Raw genomic sequence first — 14,507 nt, 5'->3', positions numbered from 1 at the left:
GGAGGAGTACACAATGGCACGTTTGAAAGAACAGTATGTCAACGAGATCGCTCCGGCCCTGAACAAGAAGTTCGGCTACAAGAGCGTTATGCAGATCCCCAAGCTGGATAAGGTCATCATCAACGTTGCAGCTGGTGAGGCTAAGGAGAACGCCAAGGTCATCGACGCCATCGTCGCCGACCTGGGCCAGATCACCGGCCAGAAGGCTATCGTCTGCAAGGCCCGCAAGAGCGTTGCAAACTTTAAGCTGCGCGAGGGTATGCCCATCGGCGCTAAGGTCACCCTGCGCGGTGAGCGTATGTACGAGTTCGTCGACCGCCTCTTCAATGTGGCGCTGCCCCGTGTCCGCGACTTCCGCGGCATCAACGGCAACAGCTTCGACGGCCGCGGCAACTACGCTTTCGGCCTGAAAGAGCAGATCATCTTCCCTGAGATCGACTTCGACAAGGTCGACGCGATCCGCGGCATGGACATCTGCTTTGTCACCACCGCAAAGACCGACGAGGAAGCCAAGGAGCTGCTGAAGGCTCTGGGCGCTCCGTTCGCAAACTAAGGGAGGGAACTGTAAATGGCTAAACTTTCTATGAAGCTCAAGCAGCAGCAGCCCGCCAAGTTCTCGACCCGCGCTTACAACCGCTGCAAGATCTGCGGTCGTCCCCACGCTTACCTGCGCAAGTACGGTGTCTGCCGTATCTGCTTCCGTGAGCTGGCTTACAAGGGCGAGATCCCCGGCGTCAAGAAGGCTTCCTGGTAAGCCCTTGATTGCTTCTGTCTGAACGAATAACAACACTCTTAAACACAACCTAAGGAGGTTAGTGGCATGCAAATCACCGATCCTATCGCGGACCTGCTGACCCGCATCCGCAATGCTAGCACTGCCAAACACCCTTCCGTGGACATCCCCGCATCTAACCTGAAGAAGGCGATCTGCCAGATCCTGGTTGACGAGGGCTACATCAAGGGTATGAAAGTGACCGAGGACAACAAGCAGGGGACCATCACCCTGACCCTGAAGTACCAGGAGAATGGTACTCCGGTCATCGCCGGCCTGAAGCGCGTTTCTAAGCCTGGCCTGCGTATTTACACCAACTGCGAGGATATGCCCAAGGTCATGAAGGGCCTGGGCACCGCAATCATCTCCACCTCTAAAGGCGTCATGACCGACAAGGCAGCCCGCGCTGCTCATGTCGGCGGTGAAGTTCTCGCCTTTGTGTGGTAAGAAAGGGGTATAGACAATGTCGAGAATTGGAAGAAAACCCATCGTCATTCCCGCCGGTGTGGAAGTGAAGGTCGATGCGGCCGAGCACGCTATCACCGTTAAGGGCCCCAAGGGTACCCTGCATTCCAAATTTCATCCTCTGATGAATGTTGCTGTCGAGGGCAATGAGATTTTGGTTACCCGCCCCAATGACGAGAAGGAGGCACGCAGCCTCCATGGCCTGACCCGCACCCTGATCCATAACATGGTCGTCGGTGTTACCGAAGGCTTCCGCAAGGATCTGGAAATTCAGGGCGTCGGTTATCGTGCCGCCAAGCAGGGTAGCAAGCTGACCCTGACCCTGGGCTTCTCTCATCCCGTTGAGTTCGAGGACACCGATACCATCAAGATCGAGCTGAAAGATGCGCTGCACTTCAGCATCACTGGTATCGACAAGCAGGAAGTCGGCCAGTTCGCTGCCGAGGTCCGCGGTGTCCGCCCGCCCGAGCCGTACAAAGGCAAGGGTATCCGCTATGTTGGCGAGTATGTCATCCGTAAGGAAGGCAAAGCCGGCAAGGGTAAATAATAGGAGAGGAGAAACATTATGGTCAACAAGGCTGATAAGAACGTTGCTCGTCTGCGCCGCCACCGTCGTGTCCGCGGCAAGATCAGCGGCACTGCTGCTCGTCCCCGTCTGGATGTTTTCCGCTCTGCCAAGCACATCTACGCTCAGGTCATCGATGATGAGCAGGGCGTGACCCTGGCCAGCGCGTCCAGCATGGACAAAGATTTCAATGCTTACGGCGGCAATATTGACGCTGCTAAGAAGGTTGGCGAGGCCATCGCCAAGAAGTGCCTGGAGAAGGGCATTACTGAGGTCGTCTACGATCGTGGCGGCTTCGTTTACCACGGCCGTGTGCAGGCTCTCGCTGAGGGTGCCCGCGAGGCCGGTCTGAAGCTGTAAGGAGGGAGAAGATACAATGGCCATGCAGAGAAGACAAGAAGATGACGGCATGATCACTAAGGTCGTCTCCATCAACCGCGTTTCCAAGACTGTCAAGGGCGGCCGCGTTATGAAGTTCGCTGCTCTGATCGTCGTGGGCGACGGCAAGGGCAACATCGGCTACGGTGTCGGCAAGTCCGGCGAAGTTCCCGAGGCTATCCGCAAGGGTGAGGGCGCTGCCAAGAAGAACATGCGCAAGGTCTGCCTGAAGGGCACCACCATTCCTCACGAGATCGTCGGCGAGTTCGGCGCAGGCCGCGTCCTGATGCGTCCCGCTGCCCCCGGTACCGGCGTTCTGGCCGGCGGTCCTGTCCGTGCCGTGCTCGAGTGCGCTGGCATCAAGGACATCCGCGCCAAGAGCCTGCGTTCCAACAACCCCATCAACGTCACTGCTGCTACCTTCGCAGGCCTGTGCGGCCTGACCGACGCCGAGAGCGTCGCTGCTAAGCGCGGCAAGACCGTTGCCGAGATCCTGGGCTAAGGAGGGTACTACAATGGAGAAAGTTACCATTCGTCTCGCCAAGAGCCTGATCGGCCGCGGCAAAGAGCAGATCGCCGTTGCGCACTCCCTGGGCCTGAACCGCCCCGGTGAGGTTACCGAGCAGCCCGACAACGCGGCTACCCAGGGCAAGATCGCCAAGATCGCCCACCTGGTCGTCGTGACCAAGGGCTAATGCAAGGAGGTGCAAGCATGAAACTTCACGAACTGAAAGCTTCCGCTGGTGCCCGCAAGGCCGTGACCCGCAAGGGCCGCGGTGCTGGTTCCGGCAACGGCAAAACCGCTGGCTTCGGCCACAAGGGCCAGAAGGCCCGCAGCGGCGTCAAGAAGGCTGGCTTCGAAGGCGGCCAGATGCCTCTGCAGCGTCGTCTGCCGAAGCGCGGTTTCAACAACATTTTCGCAACCAAGTATGTTACCATCAAGGTGTCTGACCTCGAGAAGTTCGAGGCCGGTTCTACCGTTGATACCGAGGCCCTGCTGAAGGCCGGCATCATCTCCAAGACGCTGGACGGCGTCAAGGTGCTGGGCAACGGCGAGCTGACCAAGGCTGTCAATGTCAAGGTCGCTGCTTATACAGCCTCCGCCAAGGAAAAAATCGAGAAAGCGGGCGGGAAGGCTGAGGTGATGTAAGGTGCTGGAAACCTTCCGTAACGCATGGAAGATTGAAGATCTGCGCAAGCGTCTTCTGTTCACCCTTCTGATCCTCGTCCTGTTCCGTCTTGGCTGTGCGATTCCTGTGCCGTACATCAGCGCAGGCGCACTGACCTCGATGTTTGCCGGCGGCACCGGCGATATGCTGGAGTATCTGAATATGATGAGCGGCGGCGCTCTGAGCGAATGCACGTTGTTCGCCCTGGGTGTGCAGCCCGCCATCAACGCCTCCATCATTATGCAGCTGCTGGCGGTAGCCATTCCGTATCTGGAAAACCTCACCAAGGAAGGTGAGGAGGGCCAGCGCAAGATGCGCCGCATCACCAACTATGTTGGCGCGGGCATCGGTCTGATGCTGTCCATCGGCTACTACTTCATCATCCGCAATATGGGCGCTCTGTCTTACACCGAGGGCTTTGCGGGCATCTTCAGCGCGGTCGTCATCGTGTTGGCCTTCACGGCAGGCTCTCAGCTCTGCGCCTGGATGGGCAACCAGATCGACAGCAAGGGTATCGGCAACGGTATCTCGCTGATGATTTTCGCAGGCATCGTGGCCCGCTGGTCCAGCATTTACACTGCTACGACCAACATTCTGGCCCGCGCCCAGAACGGTGAGCCGTTCTTCTACATCATGCTGCCTCTGCTGGTTGTCCTGGCTCTGGTCGCTGTGGTCTTCGTCGTCATCCTGACGAACGCAGAGCGCCGCATCCCGGTCCAGTACGCCAAGCGCGTTATGGGCCGCAAGATGTATGGTGGTCAGGCCAGCTACATCCCCATTAAAGTGAACATGACCGGCGTTATGCCCATCATCTTTGCTTCGACGCTGTGCAGCCTGCCCGGTCTGATCTTCCGGTTCATCAATCTGGATGCAGCTTCGCATCCGGCGCTGTACGCTTTCTTCAGCGTGTTTAACTACAACAGCGTTCTTTACCTCATCGTTTACGTGCTGCTGATCGTCGCGTTCAACTACTTCTACGTTGCGATCCAGTACAACCCCGTGGACATTGCCAACCAGCTTCGCAAAAACAACGGTACCATTCCCGGCATCCGTCCGGGCAAGCCCACCAGCGATTTCATCACGAAGACCCTGTCCAAGATCACTCTGATCGGCGCGATCTTCCTGGCCATCGTTGCTGGCTTCCCCATCATCCTCGGCAACATCACCGGCACTTCCATCCAGCTGGGTGGTACTACGCTGCTGATCGTCGTGGGTGTGGCGCTTGAGACCGGCCGTTCTCTGGAAGGCTATATGACCGCCCGTTACCACAAAGGGTTCTTGGAATAAGAGAAAGGGAATGTGCGATGAAACTGATCCTTTTGGGCGCTCCCGGCGCTGGCAAGGGTACCCAGGCAGAGATCCTCTGCGATAAGCTGGGCATCCCGACCATTTCCACCGGCAACATTCTGCGCGCCGCCGTCAAGGAAGGCACGCCGATGGGCAAAAAGGCAAAAAGTTTTATGGATGCCGGTGCTCTGGTGCCTGACGATGTTATCGTCGGCATCGTGAAAGAGCGCCTGGCAGAGCCTGACTGCGAGAAGGGCTTTATCCTCGACGGTATGCCGCGCACCATCGCTCAGGGCGAGGCCCTGGAGCAGATGGGCGTGGACATCGATAAGGTCGTGAACCTGATCGTGCCCGACGAGGCCATCACCCGCCGTATGTCCGGCCGCCGCGTCTGCGCAAAGTGCGGCGCCAGCTACCACATCGTAAACAAACCCAGCGCCAAAGAGGGCGTTTGTGACCGCTGCGGCGGTGAGCTGGCCATCCGCAAGGATGACGAGCCTGCCACCGTACTGGATCGCTTGAAGGCTTACCATGAGCAGACTGAACCGCTGGTCGAGTTCTATCGCCAGCGCGGCAAGCTCGTGGAGGTGCCCGACCAGGGCTCCATTGAGGCCACTACGGCGTTCCTTCTCAAGCTTTTGGAGGCTTAATCATCCATGATCCAAATCAAAAATGCTGCCGAGCTGCAAAAAATGCGCAAGGCTTGCGCTATCAGCGCAGCTGCCTTGAAAGCAGGTGGCGAAGCGATCGAACCCGGTATCACTACCGCTGAGATCGACAAAATCATCTACGACTTTATCGTGCGCCACGGTGCAAGACCCAACTTCCTGCACCTGTACGGCTTTCCGGCCACGGCGTGCATCAGCGTGAATGACACCGTCATTCACGGTATCCCCTCAAAACAGCAGCAGATCCGCCCCGGTGACATCGTTTCGATCGATACCGGCTGCAAGATAGACGGCTTCAACGGCGATAATGCCTGCACCTATGGGTGCGGCAAGCTCGACCTGGAAGCCCAGCGGCTGTTGGATGTTACCAAAGAGAGCCTGCATCGCGGCATTGAGATGGCGCGCGGCGGCAACCGGGTAGGGGATATCGGCCACGCAGTACAGACCTATGTTGAGGAGAACGGCTTCTCGGTCGTCCGCACCTTTGTCGGCCATGGCGTCGGCAAGGAGCTGCACGAGGATCCCGAAGTCCCGAACTTCGGCAACGCCGGGCGCGGTCCGCGCTTGGTGCCGGGTATGTGCATTGCCATTGAGCCGATGGTCTGCCAGTACAAGTACGCGGTAAAGACGCTGAAGGACGGCTGGACGGTCAAAACGTGTGACGGCGGCCTGGCGGCTCATTTTGAGCACACCATGGCCATCACCACGGCCGGTGCCGAGGTCCTGACCCACGGCTGGGAGGAACCCGGATGGACTTTGTAAAAGGCCAATTGGTCCGCTCAAAGGCCGGGCGGGATAAGACCCGCACGCTGGCTGTTCTGGCTGTGGATGGATCGATGCTTCTGGTTGCGGATGGGGACCTGCACAAGCTGGACAACCCCAAACGCAAAAAGATACAGCACGTTGCACCTACGACCACCGTTCTTGAGAACGAGCTTCTGAAAAGCGATCAACAACTCAGGGATGCCATCCGCGCCTATGACGCGGCGCAGAACTGACGGAACCCTTCAAGGAGGCAATCAGCTTGTCTAAAGAAGATGTCATCGAAGTAGAAGGTATCGTTCGGGAGGCCATGCCCAACACTGTGTTCAAGGTTGAACTCCTCAACAAAGAGGGTAAGCCCAACGGCCATGTGGTTATGGCTCACATTTCCGGCAAGCTGCGGACCAACTTCATCCGCATCCTGCCCGGCGACAAGGTCACGATGGAAATGTCTCCCTACGACCTGACCAAAGCCCGGATCACCTGGCGTTCCAAATAAGAAGCGCCTTGTGTTATAAAGGAGGTTAACATCATGAAGGTAAAACCTTCCGTGAAACCCATTTGCGAGAAGTGCAAGGTCATCAAGCGCAAAGGCCGCGTGATGATCATCTGCGCCAATCCGAAGCATAAGCAGCGTCAGGGCTAAAGGTCCGCGGAGCATTCCGCGGAAACCGTACCCAAAACGCTTGGGGGCCAAGTGCGTAGATTCCCGGCGCAGGCCCCGACCAGGACATGGGATGTTACTAATGGAGGTGCTTTATGGCACGTATTGCTGGTGTTGATCTGCCTCGCGAGAAGCGGATCGAGGTTGGTCTGACTTATGTTTACGGCATTGGCCAGTCCACTGCCGACGAGATTCTCGCCGGTACCGGAATTAACCCTGATACCCGCGTCAAGGATCTGACTGCTGATGAAGAGGCCAAGATCCGCGACTACATCGACAAAAACAACATCATGGTAGAGGGCGACCTGCGCCGTAACGTCGCGCTTGACATCAAGCGTCTGACCGAGATCCAGTGCTACCGTGGTGTGCGCCATCGCAAGGGTCTTCCCTGCCGCGGCCAGCGCACTAAGACCAATGCGCGTACCTGCAAAGGTCCCAAGCGCACTGTCGCTAACAAAAAGAAGTAAGGAGGAACTGAGACATGGCTGCTAACAAAGCTACTGCGGCAAAAACCCGCACTAAGAAAAAAGAGCGCAAGAATATCAGCGCCGGTGCTGCTCACATCCAGAGCACCTTTAACAACACCATCGTGACCATCACCGACACCCAGGGCAACACCGTTTCCTGGTGCAGCACTGGTGCGTTGAACTTCCGTGGCTCCCGTAAGAGCACTCCTTACGCTGCGCAGAGCGCTGCTGAGGTCGCTGCCAAGGCCGCCATCGAGCATGGCATGAAGACCGTTGAGGTCTACGTTAAGGGCCCCGGTTCCGGCCGTGAGAGCGCTATCCGCGCCCTGCAGGCAACCGGCCTGGAGGTCACCATGATCCGTGACGTGACCCCCATCCCCCACAATGGCTGCCGCCCGCCCAAACGCCGCCGCGTTTGATTGAAAGGAGAACATGAGATATGGCTAAGAATACCCAACCTATCGCTAAGCGCTGCCGTGCTCTCGGCATTTCTCCTGCTGTTATGGGTTATGGCAAAAAGACCACCAATCGTAACCCCGGCGGCCAGATGAGAAAGAAGAAGAGCGAGTACGCCACCCAGCTGAACGAGAAGCAGAAGGTCAAGTTCGTCTACGGTATCCTGGAGAACCAGTTCCATACCTACTACGAGAAGGCCTCCCGCATGCCCGGTCAGACCGGTGTCAACCTGCTGGTCCTGGTCGAGCGCCGTCTCGACAACGTCGTCTACCGTCTGGGCTTTGCCAAGACCCGCCGCGACGCCCGCCAGCTGGTTTCCCACAACCACTTCACTGTCAATGGCAAGCGTGTCAACATCCCCTCTTACCAGGTTAAGGCGGGCGATGTGATCGAAGTCATCGAGTCCAGCCGTTCTTCCGTCAAGTTCAGCAAGCTGCTGGGCGAGGAAGCTCCTGTCGTTCTGCTGCCTTCTTGGCTGGAGCGCGACAAGAACGCCCTGAAGGGCACTGTCACCAAGCTGCCCGTTCGTGAGGACATTGATGTGCCCATCGCTGAGCACCTCATCGTCGAGTTGTACTCCAAGTAATCCTCTTAACTGTTTTCTACGATTTTTCCAACCGAACCGGCGCTGCCTAGCGTCGGCTTAACAAGGAGGGTTTTTATGATGGAGATCGAACGCCCCAAGATCGAAACGGCTGCCCTTTCCCCGGATGGCCGTTACGGTAAGTTCGTCGTCGAGCCCCTCGAGCGCGGCTTCGGCACGACTTTGGGTAACAGCTTGCGTCGTGTGCTTCTGTCCTCTCTGCCCGGTGTGGCTGTCACCAGCGTCAAGATCGACGGCGTGGTGCATGAGTTTTCCACCATCGAGGGCGTGCGCGAGGATGTCACCGAGATCGTCCTGAACCTCAAAGGCATCGCCGCTAAGATCTACGGCGAAAGCCCCAAGACCGTCCGCGTCGAGGCCGTTGGCCCCTGCGAGGTCACTGCCGGCACCATCAAGGGCGGCGATGACCTGGAGATCCTGAACCCCGAGTGGCACATCGCCACCCTGGGCGAGGGTGCTAAGCTGGTCATGGAGCTGACCTTTGACAAGGGCCGCGGTTATGTCCCCGCCGAGCGCAACAAGCAGGCGCTGATCGAGAAAAACGACGTCAGCACCCTGCCTGTGGACAGCATTTATACCCCTGTCCTCAAGGTCAACTACACCGTTGACCGTACCCGCGTAGGCCAGATCACCGACTTCGATAAGCTGATTATGGAAGTCTGGACCGACGGCACCTGCAACGCGCAGGAGGCCCTGAGCCTGGCGGCCCGCGTGCTGACTGAGCACCTGAACCTGTTTGTCAACCTCTGCGATGAGACCGGCGAAACCGAGATCATGGTGGACAATGACGACCAGGGCCGTGAGAAGGCCCTTGAGATGACCATTGAGGAGCTGGACCTGAGCGTCCGTTCCTTCAACTGCCTCAAGCGCGCCGGCATCAACACGGTGGGTGACCTCATCGGCAAGAGCGAGGATGAGATGATGAAGGTCCGCAACCTGGGCCGCAAGTCTCTGGAAGAGGTCATGGCAAAGCTGGACAGCCTTGGTTTCTCTTTGACCAAGGAAGACGAAAACTAACCCCCCGCGACACGCGGATTCTATTGATAAGGAGTGAATCGAAATGCCCGGTACCCGTAAACTCGGTCGTGCCACCGACAGCCGCAACGCTATGCTGCGCGCTATGGTGACCTACCTGTTTGAGAACGGCAAGATCGAGACCACCGTTACCCGCGCCAAGGAAGTTCGTTCCATGGCCGAGAAGATGGTCACCCTTGGTAAGCAGGACGATCTGCACGCAAAGCGTCAGGTCTTCTCCTACATCACCAAGGAGGACGTTGCCAAGAAGGTCATTGATGAGATCGGCCCCAAGTATGCTGACCGCAACGGCGGCTACACCCGCATCTACAAGACCGGCCCTCGTCGCGGCGACGCCGCCGAGATGGCAATTATTGAGCTGGTCTGATTTAATCAGATAAGTTGATAGAAAAACACCGTTTGCCCGAAAGGGTGAGCGGTGTTTTTTGTTTTTGCGGCGGGGCGTCGAGGACGCCGCCCCCTACAACCGATGCCGTAAGTCTTTTGCGCAGTGAAACCGTACAAATGCGTGGAGCAATATATGTGCGTTTACATGATTTGACAAAGTGGAAAAATTGTCATACAATCCGTAAAAACTGTAATAGATACTACTGAAAAAGTGCACAAAACAGGCTTTTGTATTTGTTCATGATGCTGATTTGAAACATAATTGCAAATAACTCTTGACTGTTGTATTGATTTTATGTATTCTATATTTGTTATATAGAATGCGCATTATAAGATCGCTTCTAAAAGGCAATGAGCAGTTCCATAGCGCAGGAACAGCAGCGTAAATATGTAAAAAGGAGAAGTAAATCGGGTATGAAAAAACATTTGATTGCTGTACTTTTGACAGCGTGTTTGCTCTTTAGCTTTGGCACTACGGCATTTGCTGATCCGTCCGGTGGGCAGGAGTCTAATACAGATGGTGCAAACATTAGCGTCACGAAGGATGGCACAGTGCAGGGCGAGGAGAAGGCGTCAGGTTATTTTGGCTATTATTTGAGTAGTGAAGATGCGAAATGGCCGCTAGATGGAAACGGAAAGGAAACGTATCCTTATAATGTGGAACAATATAAGGATAATGGAAAAACAAAATATAGAGAAATGACACGTGTAAAAAAGGGCGCTGAAACCACTGTTACCACTTTGGTGCCCGTACTAAGTGAACATACATTTTTGGGGTGGGGAGATAAAAAACGTGGTGATCAACTCGCAGCAATCCGTGAGGCTGGCTCGAAAATAGTATACTACTATAAGAACAACGAAGCCTATACACTGGATGCTTTATGGGGCAGTCTCTCCATTGAGGGTGATTCAAAGGTGTATGATGGACGGCCCATTGATGTGAAAGAAGCGTCCTTCGCACTAAATAATGTGGCATTGTCAGATACATACGCGACGCAGTATAAAGAATTTTTGAATTTCGAGAGTCCGATTCAGTACTCAACTGATAAAAATTCTTGGACAACAGAATTAAGTGGGTTTAAGTTTGTCGATGCTGGTAGTTATACACTCTATGCCAAGCAGGAAGTTATTGTTACCCTGACTGATTTTGAAGGGAAGACCAAGACGGAACCGCGGGATGTCGTCGGCCAGGCTACCTACACCATCACCCCGCGCGATGTTACGCTGACCAGCGGCAGCGCCGAGAAAGAATACGACGGAACTGCGCTGACGAACAACACCGTTACGGCGGAAGGTTTCGTGAACGGTGAGGGTGCGACCTACACCGTCACCGGCACGCAGACCGAAGTTGGTTCTTCCGAGAATAAATTCAACTACACGCTGAACAGCAACACGAAGGCAGGCAACTACAACATTACCACCCAATGCGGCACCCTGACGGTCACGGAAAAAACCACGCCTGACCCGGTTGACCCCAAGACGAACCCCGATACCACGCCGACCCCGACACCGACGCCCATTGTGACGCCCGCGCCGACGGCAGCGCCGAGCACTGACGACAACGCGCCGGAGAACACCGCAACCCCGGCCCCGACGGCGACCGCCGCACCCACGGCCACGCCCGCCCCTGCGCCGACTGCCGCCCCGGCAGCGGCCCGGGCTGCAACGACCATCCCGCAGACCGGCGACAATTTCCCGGCTGTGGCGCTGGTCATTGTGATGCTGGTCGCGATTGTTGGCCTTGGCATCACGGTTGTCCTTCGCACAGATAAGAAAAAGTAAATCTGCATAGGCAGTGCCGCCCCGGCCCGGTTGGGTCGGGGCGATTTTTGTTCCTTCTTTGCAAAGAAGGAACCGAAGAAACTCCAAATATAGATAAATAGACGTTTTTACCCAAATTTGACGGTATACCCTTTGCGTATCCCGCATATCTATGATATAATAGCTAAAATGTGTATTTTTGCACATAAATAAAGAATAGAAAGAGTTGATAGTTCCCCCATGGACGATGGCAGTACATTTATGATCGTCGCACTGATAGTTCTGATTGGTTTATCCGCGTTTTTCTCAGCGGCCGAAACAGCGTACAATTCGCTGAACGAGATTCGTCTGAAAAGCAAAGCGGATGATGGTGACGAGAAAGCCGCCCATACGTTGGCCCTGGTCGAGCGCTATGACAGCCTGCTCAGCACCATTCTGATTGGAAACAATATCGTGAACATCGGTGCGTCCTCGCTTGCCACCGTGCTGTTTACCCGCTTGGTGGGCGGTGTATACGGCCCCACGGTCTCCACGATCGTCATGACCCTGCTGGTCCTGACCTTCGGCGAGATCACCCCCAAGAGCATGGCAAAAGAAATGCCCGAAACCCTGGCCATGGCCTTTGCCCCGGTGCTCAGTGCGTTGGTCACGATTTTTACGCCGCTGAACGCCCTGTTCGGTGCGTGGAAAAAGTTCCTCGCCAAGCGGTTTGACACTGGCGAGAAAGACACCATCACCGAAGGCGAGCTGGTCACGATGGTCAGCGAAGCCGAGAAGGACGGCGAGCTGACCAATCGCGAAAGCGAGCTGATCCGCAGTGCCATCGAGTTTGACGACGTCGAGGCCCAGGATGTGCTGACCCCCCGCGTGGATGTGGTCGCCGTCGAGGACGATACCCCGATGGACGAGGTCATCGAGCGCTTTGCCGAGAGCGGCTATTCCCGTCTGCCGGTCTACCATGACACGATCGATAACATCATCGGCGTGGTGCATGAGAAGGACTGCTTTGCGGCTCTGCAAAAACACGACAAGAACGTCAAGCTGGAGAACCTGATTGGCCCGACGCTCTACACCACCAGCGTGACCCAGATTTCCGCGCTGCTGCGCACCCTGCGCGAGAGCAAGCACCACATGGCCGTCGTCGTCGATGAGTACGGCGGCACGGCGGGCATCATCACGCTGGAGGATATTCTGGAGGAGCTGGTCGGTGAGATTTGGGACGAACATGACGACGTGGTCGAGGATGTCCGCCAGCAGTCCGACGGCAGCTGGCTTGTCTCCGGCAGCGCCAGCGTGGACGACACCGCCGAGGAACTGGGCATCAAAGAGGATGATGATATCGACGCTGTTGCCATCGGCGGCTTGGTTCAGGAAAAGCTCAGCCGCCTGCCCAAGGTAGGAGATAAGTTCATCTGGGGCGACTTTGATGGCACCGTCACCCGCGCCACCAACCGCCGCGTCCAGGAAGTCCGCCTGACCCCCCGCAAAGTCCAGGACGAGAACGAGAAGTAAATAGAATGAAATCTCCTGCTGGATTCCAGCAGGAGCCTTTTTGTAGGAGCAGAGCCCCGCTCCTACGGCGCCAGCTGACCGATAAAATGTTACTGTAAATGTTTGTGAAAATTCCCTTTGCAAATTTTTTGTAAAATCCGACAGAATTTTTTGTTGGCCGCGGCCAACACAATGTCTAAAGTGCGGAAAATGTAGAAATTGCTGAAATTCTTGCCTTGCAGGGCTGATTTTATCCCGCCGCTGTGCTACAATACTAGTAAATGGGGCATTGCGGCACGCCGCGCCGCCCCGCCGCAAATGAATACAAGATGGAAGTAAGGAGTACCTGTAATGGCTGAACAGAATCTTGGCCCGCGTGATTTCTTTGCCAAGGAGGATGCGATCGCTGATCTCGGCCTGATCGCCTGCCCCGGTGCAGAGGAACTTTGCAAACTCGTTGATAGTCACCTTGTCCGCTGGGCGCGTGAAGTCGGCAACACCGATGTTGACACCTTCATCATCCCGTCTGACTGCCCGCGTTTCCAGTCCGGCGACGCCAAGGGCCTGGTCAAGGCCTCGACCCGCGGCGACGACCTGTATATCTTCGTCGATCCGGGCAATTACAGCGTTACCTACCAGCTGTTCGGCTATGAGAACCACCTCTCCCCGGACGACCACTTCCAGAACCTGATGCGCCTGATCCAGGCTGTTGCAGGCCGCGCCCACCGCATCAGCGTTATCATGCCCAGCCTGTACGGCGGCCGCCAGCATCGCCGCGTCAGCCGCGAAAGCCTGGACTGCGCTTTTGCGCTGCAGCAGCTGCGCGACGTCGGCGTCAAGAACATCATCACCTTTGACGCCCATGACCCCCGCGTCATGAACGCCGTGCCCACCATGAGCTTCGACAACGTCATGCCCACCTACCAGGTGCTCAAGTGCCTGCTGCATCACGTGCCGGACGTCTCCTTCCACAAGGACAACTTCATGATCGTCTCCCCGGACGAGGGCGCGATGAACCGCAATATGTACTATTCCAGCGTGCTGGGCTGCAACCTGGGCATGTTCTACAAGCGCCGCGATTACAGCCGCATCGTCAATGGCCGCAACCCCATTGTTGCCCATGAGTACCTGGGCGAGAGCGTGCAGGGTAAGGACGTGTTCATCGCCGATGACATCATCGCCTCCGGTGAGTCCATGCTGGATATCGCCTATGAGCTGAAGATGCGCGGTGCCCGCAACATCTTCACCTGCTGCACCTTCCCGCTGTTCACCGCCGGTCTCGAGAAGTTCGACAAGGCCTACAACGACGGCATCATCAAGGCTGTGCTGGGCACGAACCTGACCTACCGCAAGCCGGAGCTGCTGGAGCGCGAGTGGTACTATGACGTGGACGTCTCCAAGTACACCGCCTACTTCATCGCCGCCATCAACCATGACAAGAGCGTTTCTTCCATCATCGACCCGATGACGAAGATCCGCGCCCTGCTGGACAAGCACGGCATCCCCATGGGCGGCGAGCAGTAAGCGCAAAATAAATCCCACCTCGGCTCGCTTCGGCGGGCCGAATTTTGTTGCA

22 protein-coding genes are annotated in these 14,507 nt (G+C 56.5%); all 22 read left to right on the top strand.

Annotated elements, in window-relative coordinates; all coding sequences use genetic code 11:
• Positions 1-13: 13 nt before the first annotated feature.
• The 22 genes from rplE (at position 14) to ACZO0A_RS02805 (ending at position 14,455) form a co-directional block, all read left to right on the top strand.
• Positions 14-553, top strand: a complete 540-nt coding sequence (gene rplE / locus ACZO0A_RS02910; protein ID WP_078783567.1) for a 50S ribosomal protein L5 — start codon at positions 14-16, stop codon at positions 551-553.
• Positions 554-568: 15 nt separating this feature from the next.
• Positions 569-754, top strand: a complete 186-nt coding sequence (locus tag ACZO0A_RS02905; RefSeq protein WP_215691749.1) for a type Z 30S ribosomal protein S14 — start codon at positions 569-571, stop codon at positions 752-754.
• Positions 755-820: 66 nt separating this feature from the next.
• The gene (gene rpsH / locus ACZO0A_RS02900) at positions 821-1,219 is read left to right on the top strand and encodes a 30S ribosomal protein S8 (RefSeq protein WP_007047282.1); all 399 of its coding nucleotides are present in this window, start codon (positions 821-823) and stop codon (positions 1,217-1,219) included.
• A 16-nt stretch (positions 1,220-1,235) separates the two neighbouring features.
• A complete protein-coding gene (gene rplF / locus ACZO0A_RS02895) occupies positions 1,236-1,784 on the top strand; it encodes a 50S ribosomal protein L6 (protein ID WP_294720086.1) in 549 nt (182 codons plus the stop codon).
• Between the two features lie 18 nt (positions 1,785-1,802).
• The gene (gene rplR, locus ACZO0A_RS02890; protein WP_215691746.1) at positions 1,803-2,162 is read left to right on the top strand and encodes a 50S ribosomal protein L18; all 360 of its coding nucleotides are present in this window, start codon (positions 1,803-1,805) and stop codon (positions 2,160-2,162) included.
• A gap of 16 nt (positions 2,163-2,178) precedes the next feature.
• On the top strand, positions 2,179-2,682 hold the full coding sequence (rpsE, locus tag ACZO0A_RS02885) for a 30S ribosomal protein S5 (protein WP_215691745.1): 504 nt from the start codon (positions 2,179-2,181) through the stop codon (positions 2,680-2,682).
• A gap of 13 nt (positions 2,683-2,695) precedes the next feature.
• Complete coding sequence (gene rpmD / locus ACZO0A_RS02880; RefSeq protein WP_078783571.1) at positions 2,696-2,875, top strand: 50S ribosomal protein L30; 180 nt, start codon at positions 2,696-2,698, stop codon at positions 2,873-2,875.
• A gap of 17 nt (positions 2,876-2,892) precedes the next feature.
• Positions 2,893-3,330: a 50S ribosomal protein L15 gene (gene rplO / locus ACZO0A_RS02875; protein WP_215691744.1), complete on the top strand. Its 438-nt coding sequence runs from the start codon at positions 2,893-2,895 to the stop codon at positions 3,328-3,330.
• Position 3,331: 1 nt separating this feature from the next.
• Positions 3,332-4,636 carry a preprotein translocase subunit SecY gene (gene secY / locus ACZO0A_RS02870; RefSeq protein ID WP_294720089.1) on the top strand — a complete coding sequence of 435 codons (1,305 nt, stop codon included), beginning with the start codon at positions 3,332-3,334 and terminating at the stop codon, positions 4,634-4,636.
• A 17-nt stretch (positions 4,637-4,653) separates the two neighbouring features.
• Entirely contained in the window at positions 4,654-5,286 is a 633-nt protein-coding gene (locus tag ACZO0A_RS02865; protein ID WP_215691742.1) for an adenylate kinase, read from the top strand.
• 6 nt (positions 5,287-5,292) lie between these two features.
• Positions 5,293-6,066 (top strand): type I methionyl aminopeptidase, encoded by a 774-nt coding sequence (gene map, locus ACZO0A_RS02860; RefSeq protein WP_215691741.1) that lies wholly within the window; start codon positions 5,293-5,295, stop codon positions 6,064-6,066.
• Positions 6,054-6,302, top strand: a complete 249-nt coding sequence (locus ACZO0A_RS02855) for a KOW domain-containing RNA-binding protein (protein WP_302375228.1) — start codon at positions 6,054-6,056, stop codon at positions 6,300-6,302. Before map ends, ACZO0A_RS02855 begins: the two co-directional genes overlap by 13 nt.
• Before the next feature lie 26 nt (positions 6,303-6,328).
• A complete protein-coding gene (infA, locus tag ACZO0A_RS02850) occupies positions 6,329-6,565 on the top strand; it encodes a translation initiation factor IF-1 (protein WP_078783577.1) in 237 nt (78 codons plus the stop codon).
• A 33-nt stretch (positions 6,566-6,598) separates the two neighbouring features.
• Positions 6,599-6,712, top strand: a complete 114-nt coding sequence (gene rpmJ / locus ACZO0A_RS02845) for a 50S ribosomal protein L36 (protein ID WP_078783578.1) — start codon at positions 6,599-6,601, stop codon at positions 6,710-6,712.
• 113 nt (positions 6,713-6,825) lie between these two features.
• Positions 6,826-7,197 (top strand): 30S ribosomal protein S13, encoded by a 372-nt coding sequence (gene rpsM / locus ACZO0A_RS02840; protein ID WP_078783579.1) that lies wholly within the window; start codon positions 6,826-6,828, stop codon positions 7,195-7,197.
• Positions 7,198-7,211: 14 nt separating this feature from the next.
• Positions 7,212-7,616 carry a 30S ribosomal protein S11 gene (gene rpsK, locus ACZO0A_RS02835; protein ID WP_078783580.1) on the top strand — a complete coding sequence of 135 codons (405 nt, stop codon included), beginning with the start codon at positions 7,212-7,214 and terminating at the stop codon, positions 7,614-7,616.
• Positions 7,617-7,636: 20 nt separating this feature from the next.
• Positions 7,637-8,239: a 30S ribosomal protein S4 gene (gene rpsD / locus ACZO0A_RS02830; RefSeq protein WP_147609817.1), complete on the top strand. Its 603-nt coding sequence runs from the start codon at positions 7,637-7,639 to the stop codon at positions 8,237-8,239.
• Positions 8,240-8,314: 75 nt separating this feature from the next.
• The gene (locus ACZO0A_RS02825; protein ID WP_291232343.1) at positions 8,315-9,274 is read left to right on the top strand and encodes a DNA-directed RNA polymerase subunit alpha; all 960 of its coding nucleotides are present in this window, start codon (positions 8,315-8,317) and stop codon (positions 9,272-9,274) included.
• Between the two features lie 43 nt (positions 9,275-9,317).
• Entirely contained in the window at positions 9,318-9,659 is a 342-nt protein-coding gene (gene rplQ, locus ACZO0A_RS02820) for a 50S ribosomal protein L17 (RefSeq protein WP_147609819.1), read from the top strand.
• A gap of 1,031 nt (positions 9,660-10,690) precedes the next feature.
• Positions 10,691-11,461, top strand: coding sequence for a hypothetical protein (locus ACZO0A_RS02815; protein ID WP_308132458.1), 771 nt, complete (start codon positions 10,691-10,693; stop codon positions 11,459-11,461).
• A 219-nt stretch (positions 11,462-11,680) separates the two neighbouring features.
• Entirely contained in the window at positions 11,681-12,952 is a 1,272-nt protein-coding gene (locus ACZO0A_RS02810; protein ID WP_486846010.1) for an HlyC/CorC family transporter, read from the top strand.
• A gap of 330 nt (positions 12,953-13,282) precedes the next feature.
• A complete protein-coding gene (locus ACZO0A_RS02805) occupies positions 13,283-14,455 on the top strand; it encodes a ribose-phosphate pyrophosphokinase (protein ID WP_215691735.1) in 1,173 nt (390 codons plus the stop codon).
• Positions 14,456-14,507: the final 52 nt, after the last annotated feature.

It is taken from the genome of Gemmiger sp., from assembly GCF_057431175.1.
This window is presented reverse-complemented; position numbering and strand designations above follow the sequence as displayed.

Coding starts and splice junctions, on each gene's coding strand:
- rpsE (WP_215691745.1), top strand. CDS start 2,179: ATGGCCATGCAGAGAAGACAAGAAGATGACGGCATGATCACTAAGGTC.
- rplF (WP_294720086.1), top strand. CDS start 1,236: ATGTCGAGAATTGGAAGAAAACCCATCGTCATTCCCGCCGGTGTGGAA.
- rpmD (WP_078783571.1), top strand. CDS start 2,696: ATGGAGAAAGTTACCATTCGTCTCGCCAAGAGCCTGATCGGCCGCGGC.
- rpsK (WP_078783580.1), top strand. CDS start 7,212: ATGGCTGCTAACAAAGCTACTGCGGCAAAAACCCGCACTAAGAAAAAA.
- rplQ (WP_147609819.1), top strand. CDS start 9,318: ATGCCCGGTACCCGTAAACTCGGTCGTGCCACCGACAGCCGCAACGCT.
- rpsD (WP_147609817.1), top strand. CDS start 7,637: ATGGCTAAGAATACCCAACCTATCGCTAAGCGCTGCCGTGCTCTCGGC.
- rpsH (WP_007047282.1), top strand. CDS start 821: ATGCAAATCACCGATCCTATCGCGGACCTGCTGACCCGCATCCGCAAT.
- ACZO0A_RS02825 (WP_291232343.1), top strand. CDS start 8,315: ATGATGGAGATCGAACGCCCCAAGATCGAAACGGCTGCCCTTTCCCCG.
- rplO (WP_215691744.1), top strand. CDS start 2,893: ATGAAACTTCACGAACTGAAAGCTTCCGCTGGTGCCCGCAAGGCCGTG.
- rpsM (WP_078783579.1), top strand. CDS start 6,826: ATGGCACGTATTGCTGGTGTTGATCTGCCTCGCGAGAAGCGGATCGAG.
- map (WP_215691741.1), top strand. CDS start 5,293: ATGATCCAAATCAAAAATGCTGCCGAGCTGCAAAAAATGCGCAAGGCT.
- ACZO0A_RS02810 (WP_486846010.1), top strand. CDS start 11,681: ATGGACGATGGCAGTACATTTATGATCGTCGCACTGATAGTTCTGATT.
- rplE (WP_078783567.1), top strand. CDS start 14: ATGGCACGTTTGAAAGAACAGTATGTCAACGAGATCGCTCCGGCCCTG.
- ACZO0A_RS02865 (WP_215691742.1), top strand. CDS start 4,654: ATGAAACTGATCCTTTTGGGCGCTCCCGGCGCTGGCAAGGGTACCCAG.
- ACZO0A_RS02805 (WP_215691735.1), top strand. CDS start 13,283: ATGGCTGAACAGAATCTTGGCCCGCGTGATTTCTTTGCCAAGGAGGAT.
- ACZO0A_RS02855 (WP_302375228.1), top strand. CDS start 6,054: ATGGACTTTGTAAAAGGCCAATTGGTCCGCTCAAAGGCCGGGCGGGAT.
- rpmJ (WP_078783578.1), top strand. CDS start 6,599: ATGAAGGTAAAACCTTCCGTGAAACCCATTTGCGAGAAGTGCAAGGTC.
- rplR (WP_215691746.1), top strand. CDS start 1,803: ATGGTCAACAAGGCTGATAAGAACGTTGCTCGTCTGCGCCGCCACCGT.
- ACZO0A_RS02905 (WP_215691749.1), top strand. CDS start 569: ATGGCTAAACTTTCTATGAAGCTCAAGCAGCAGCAGCCCGCCAAGTTC.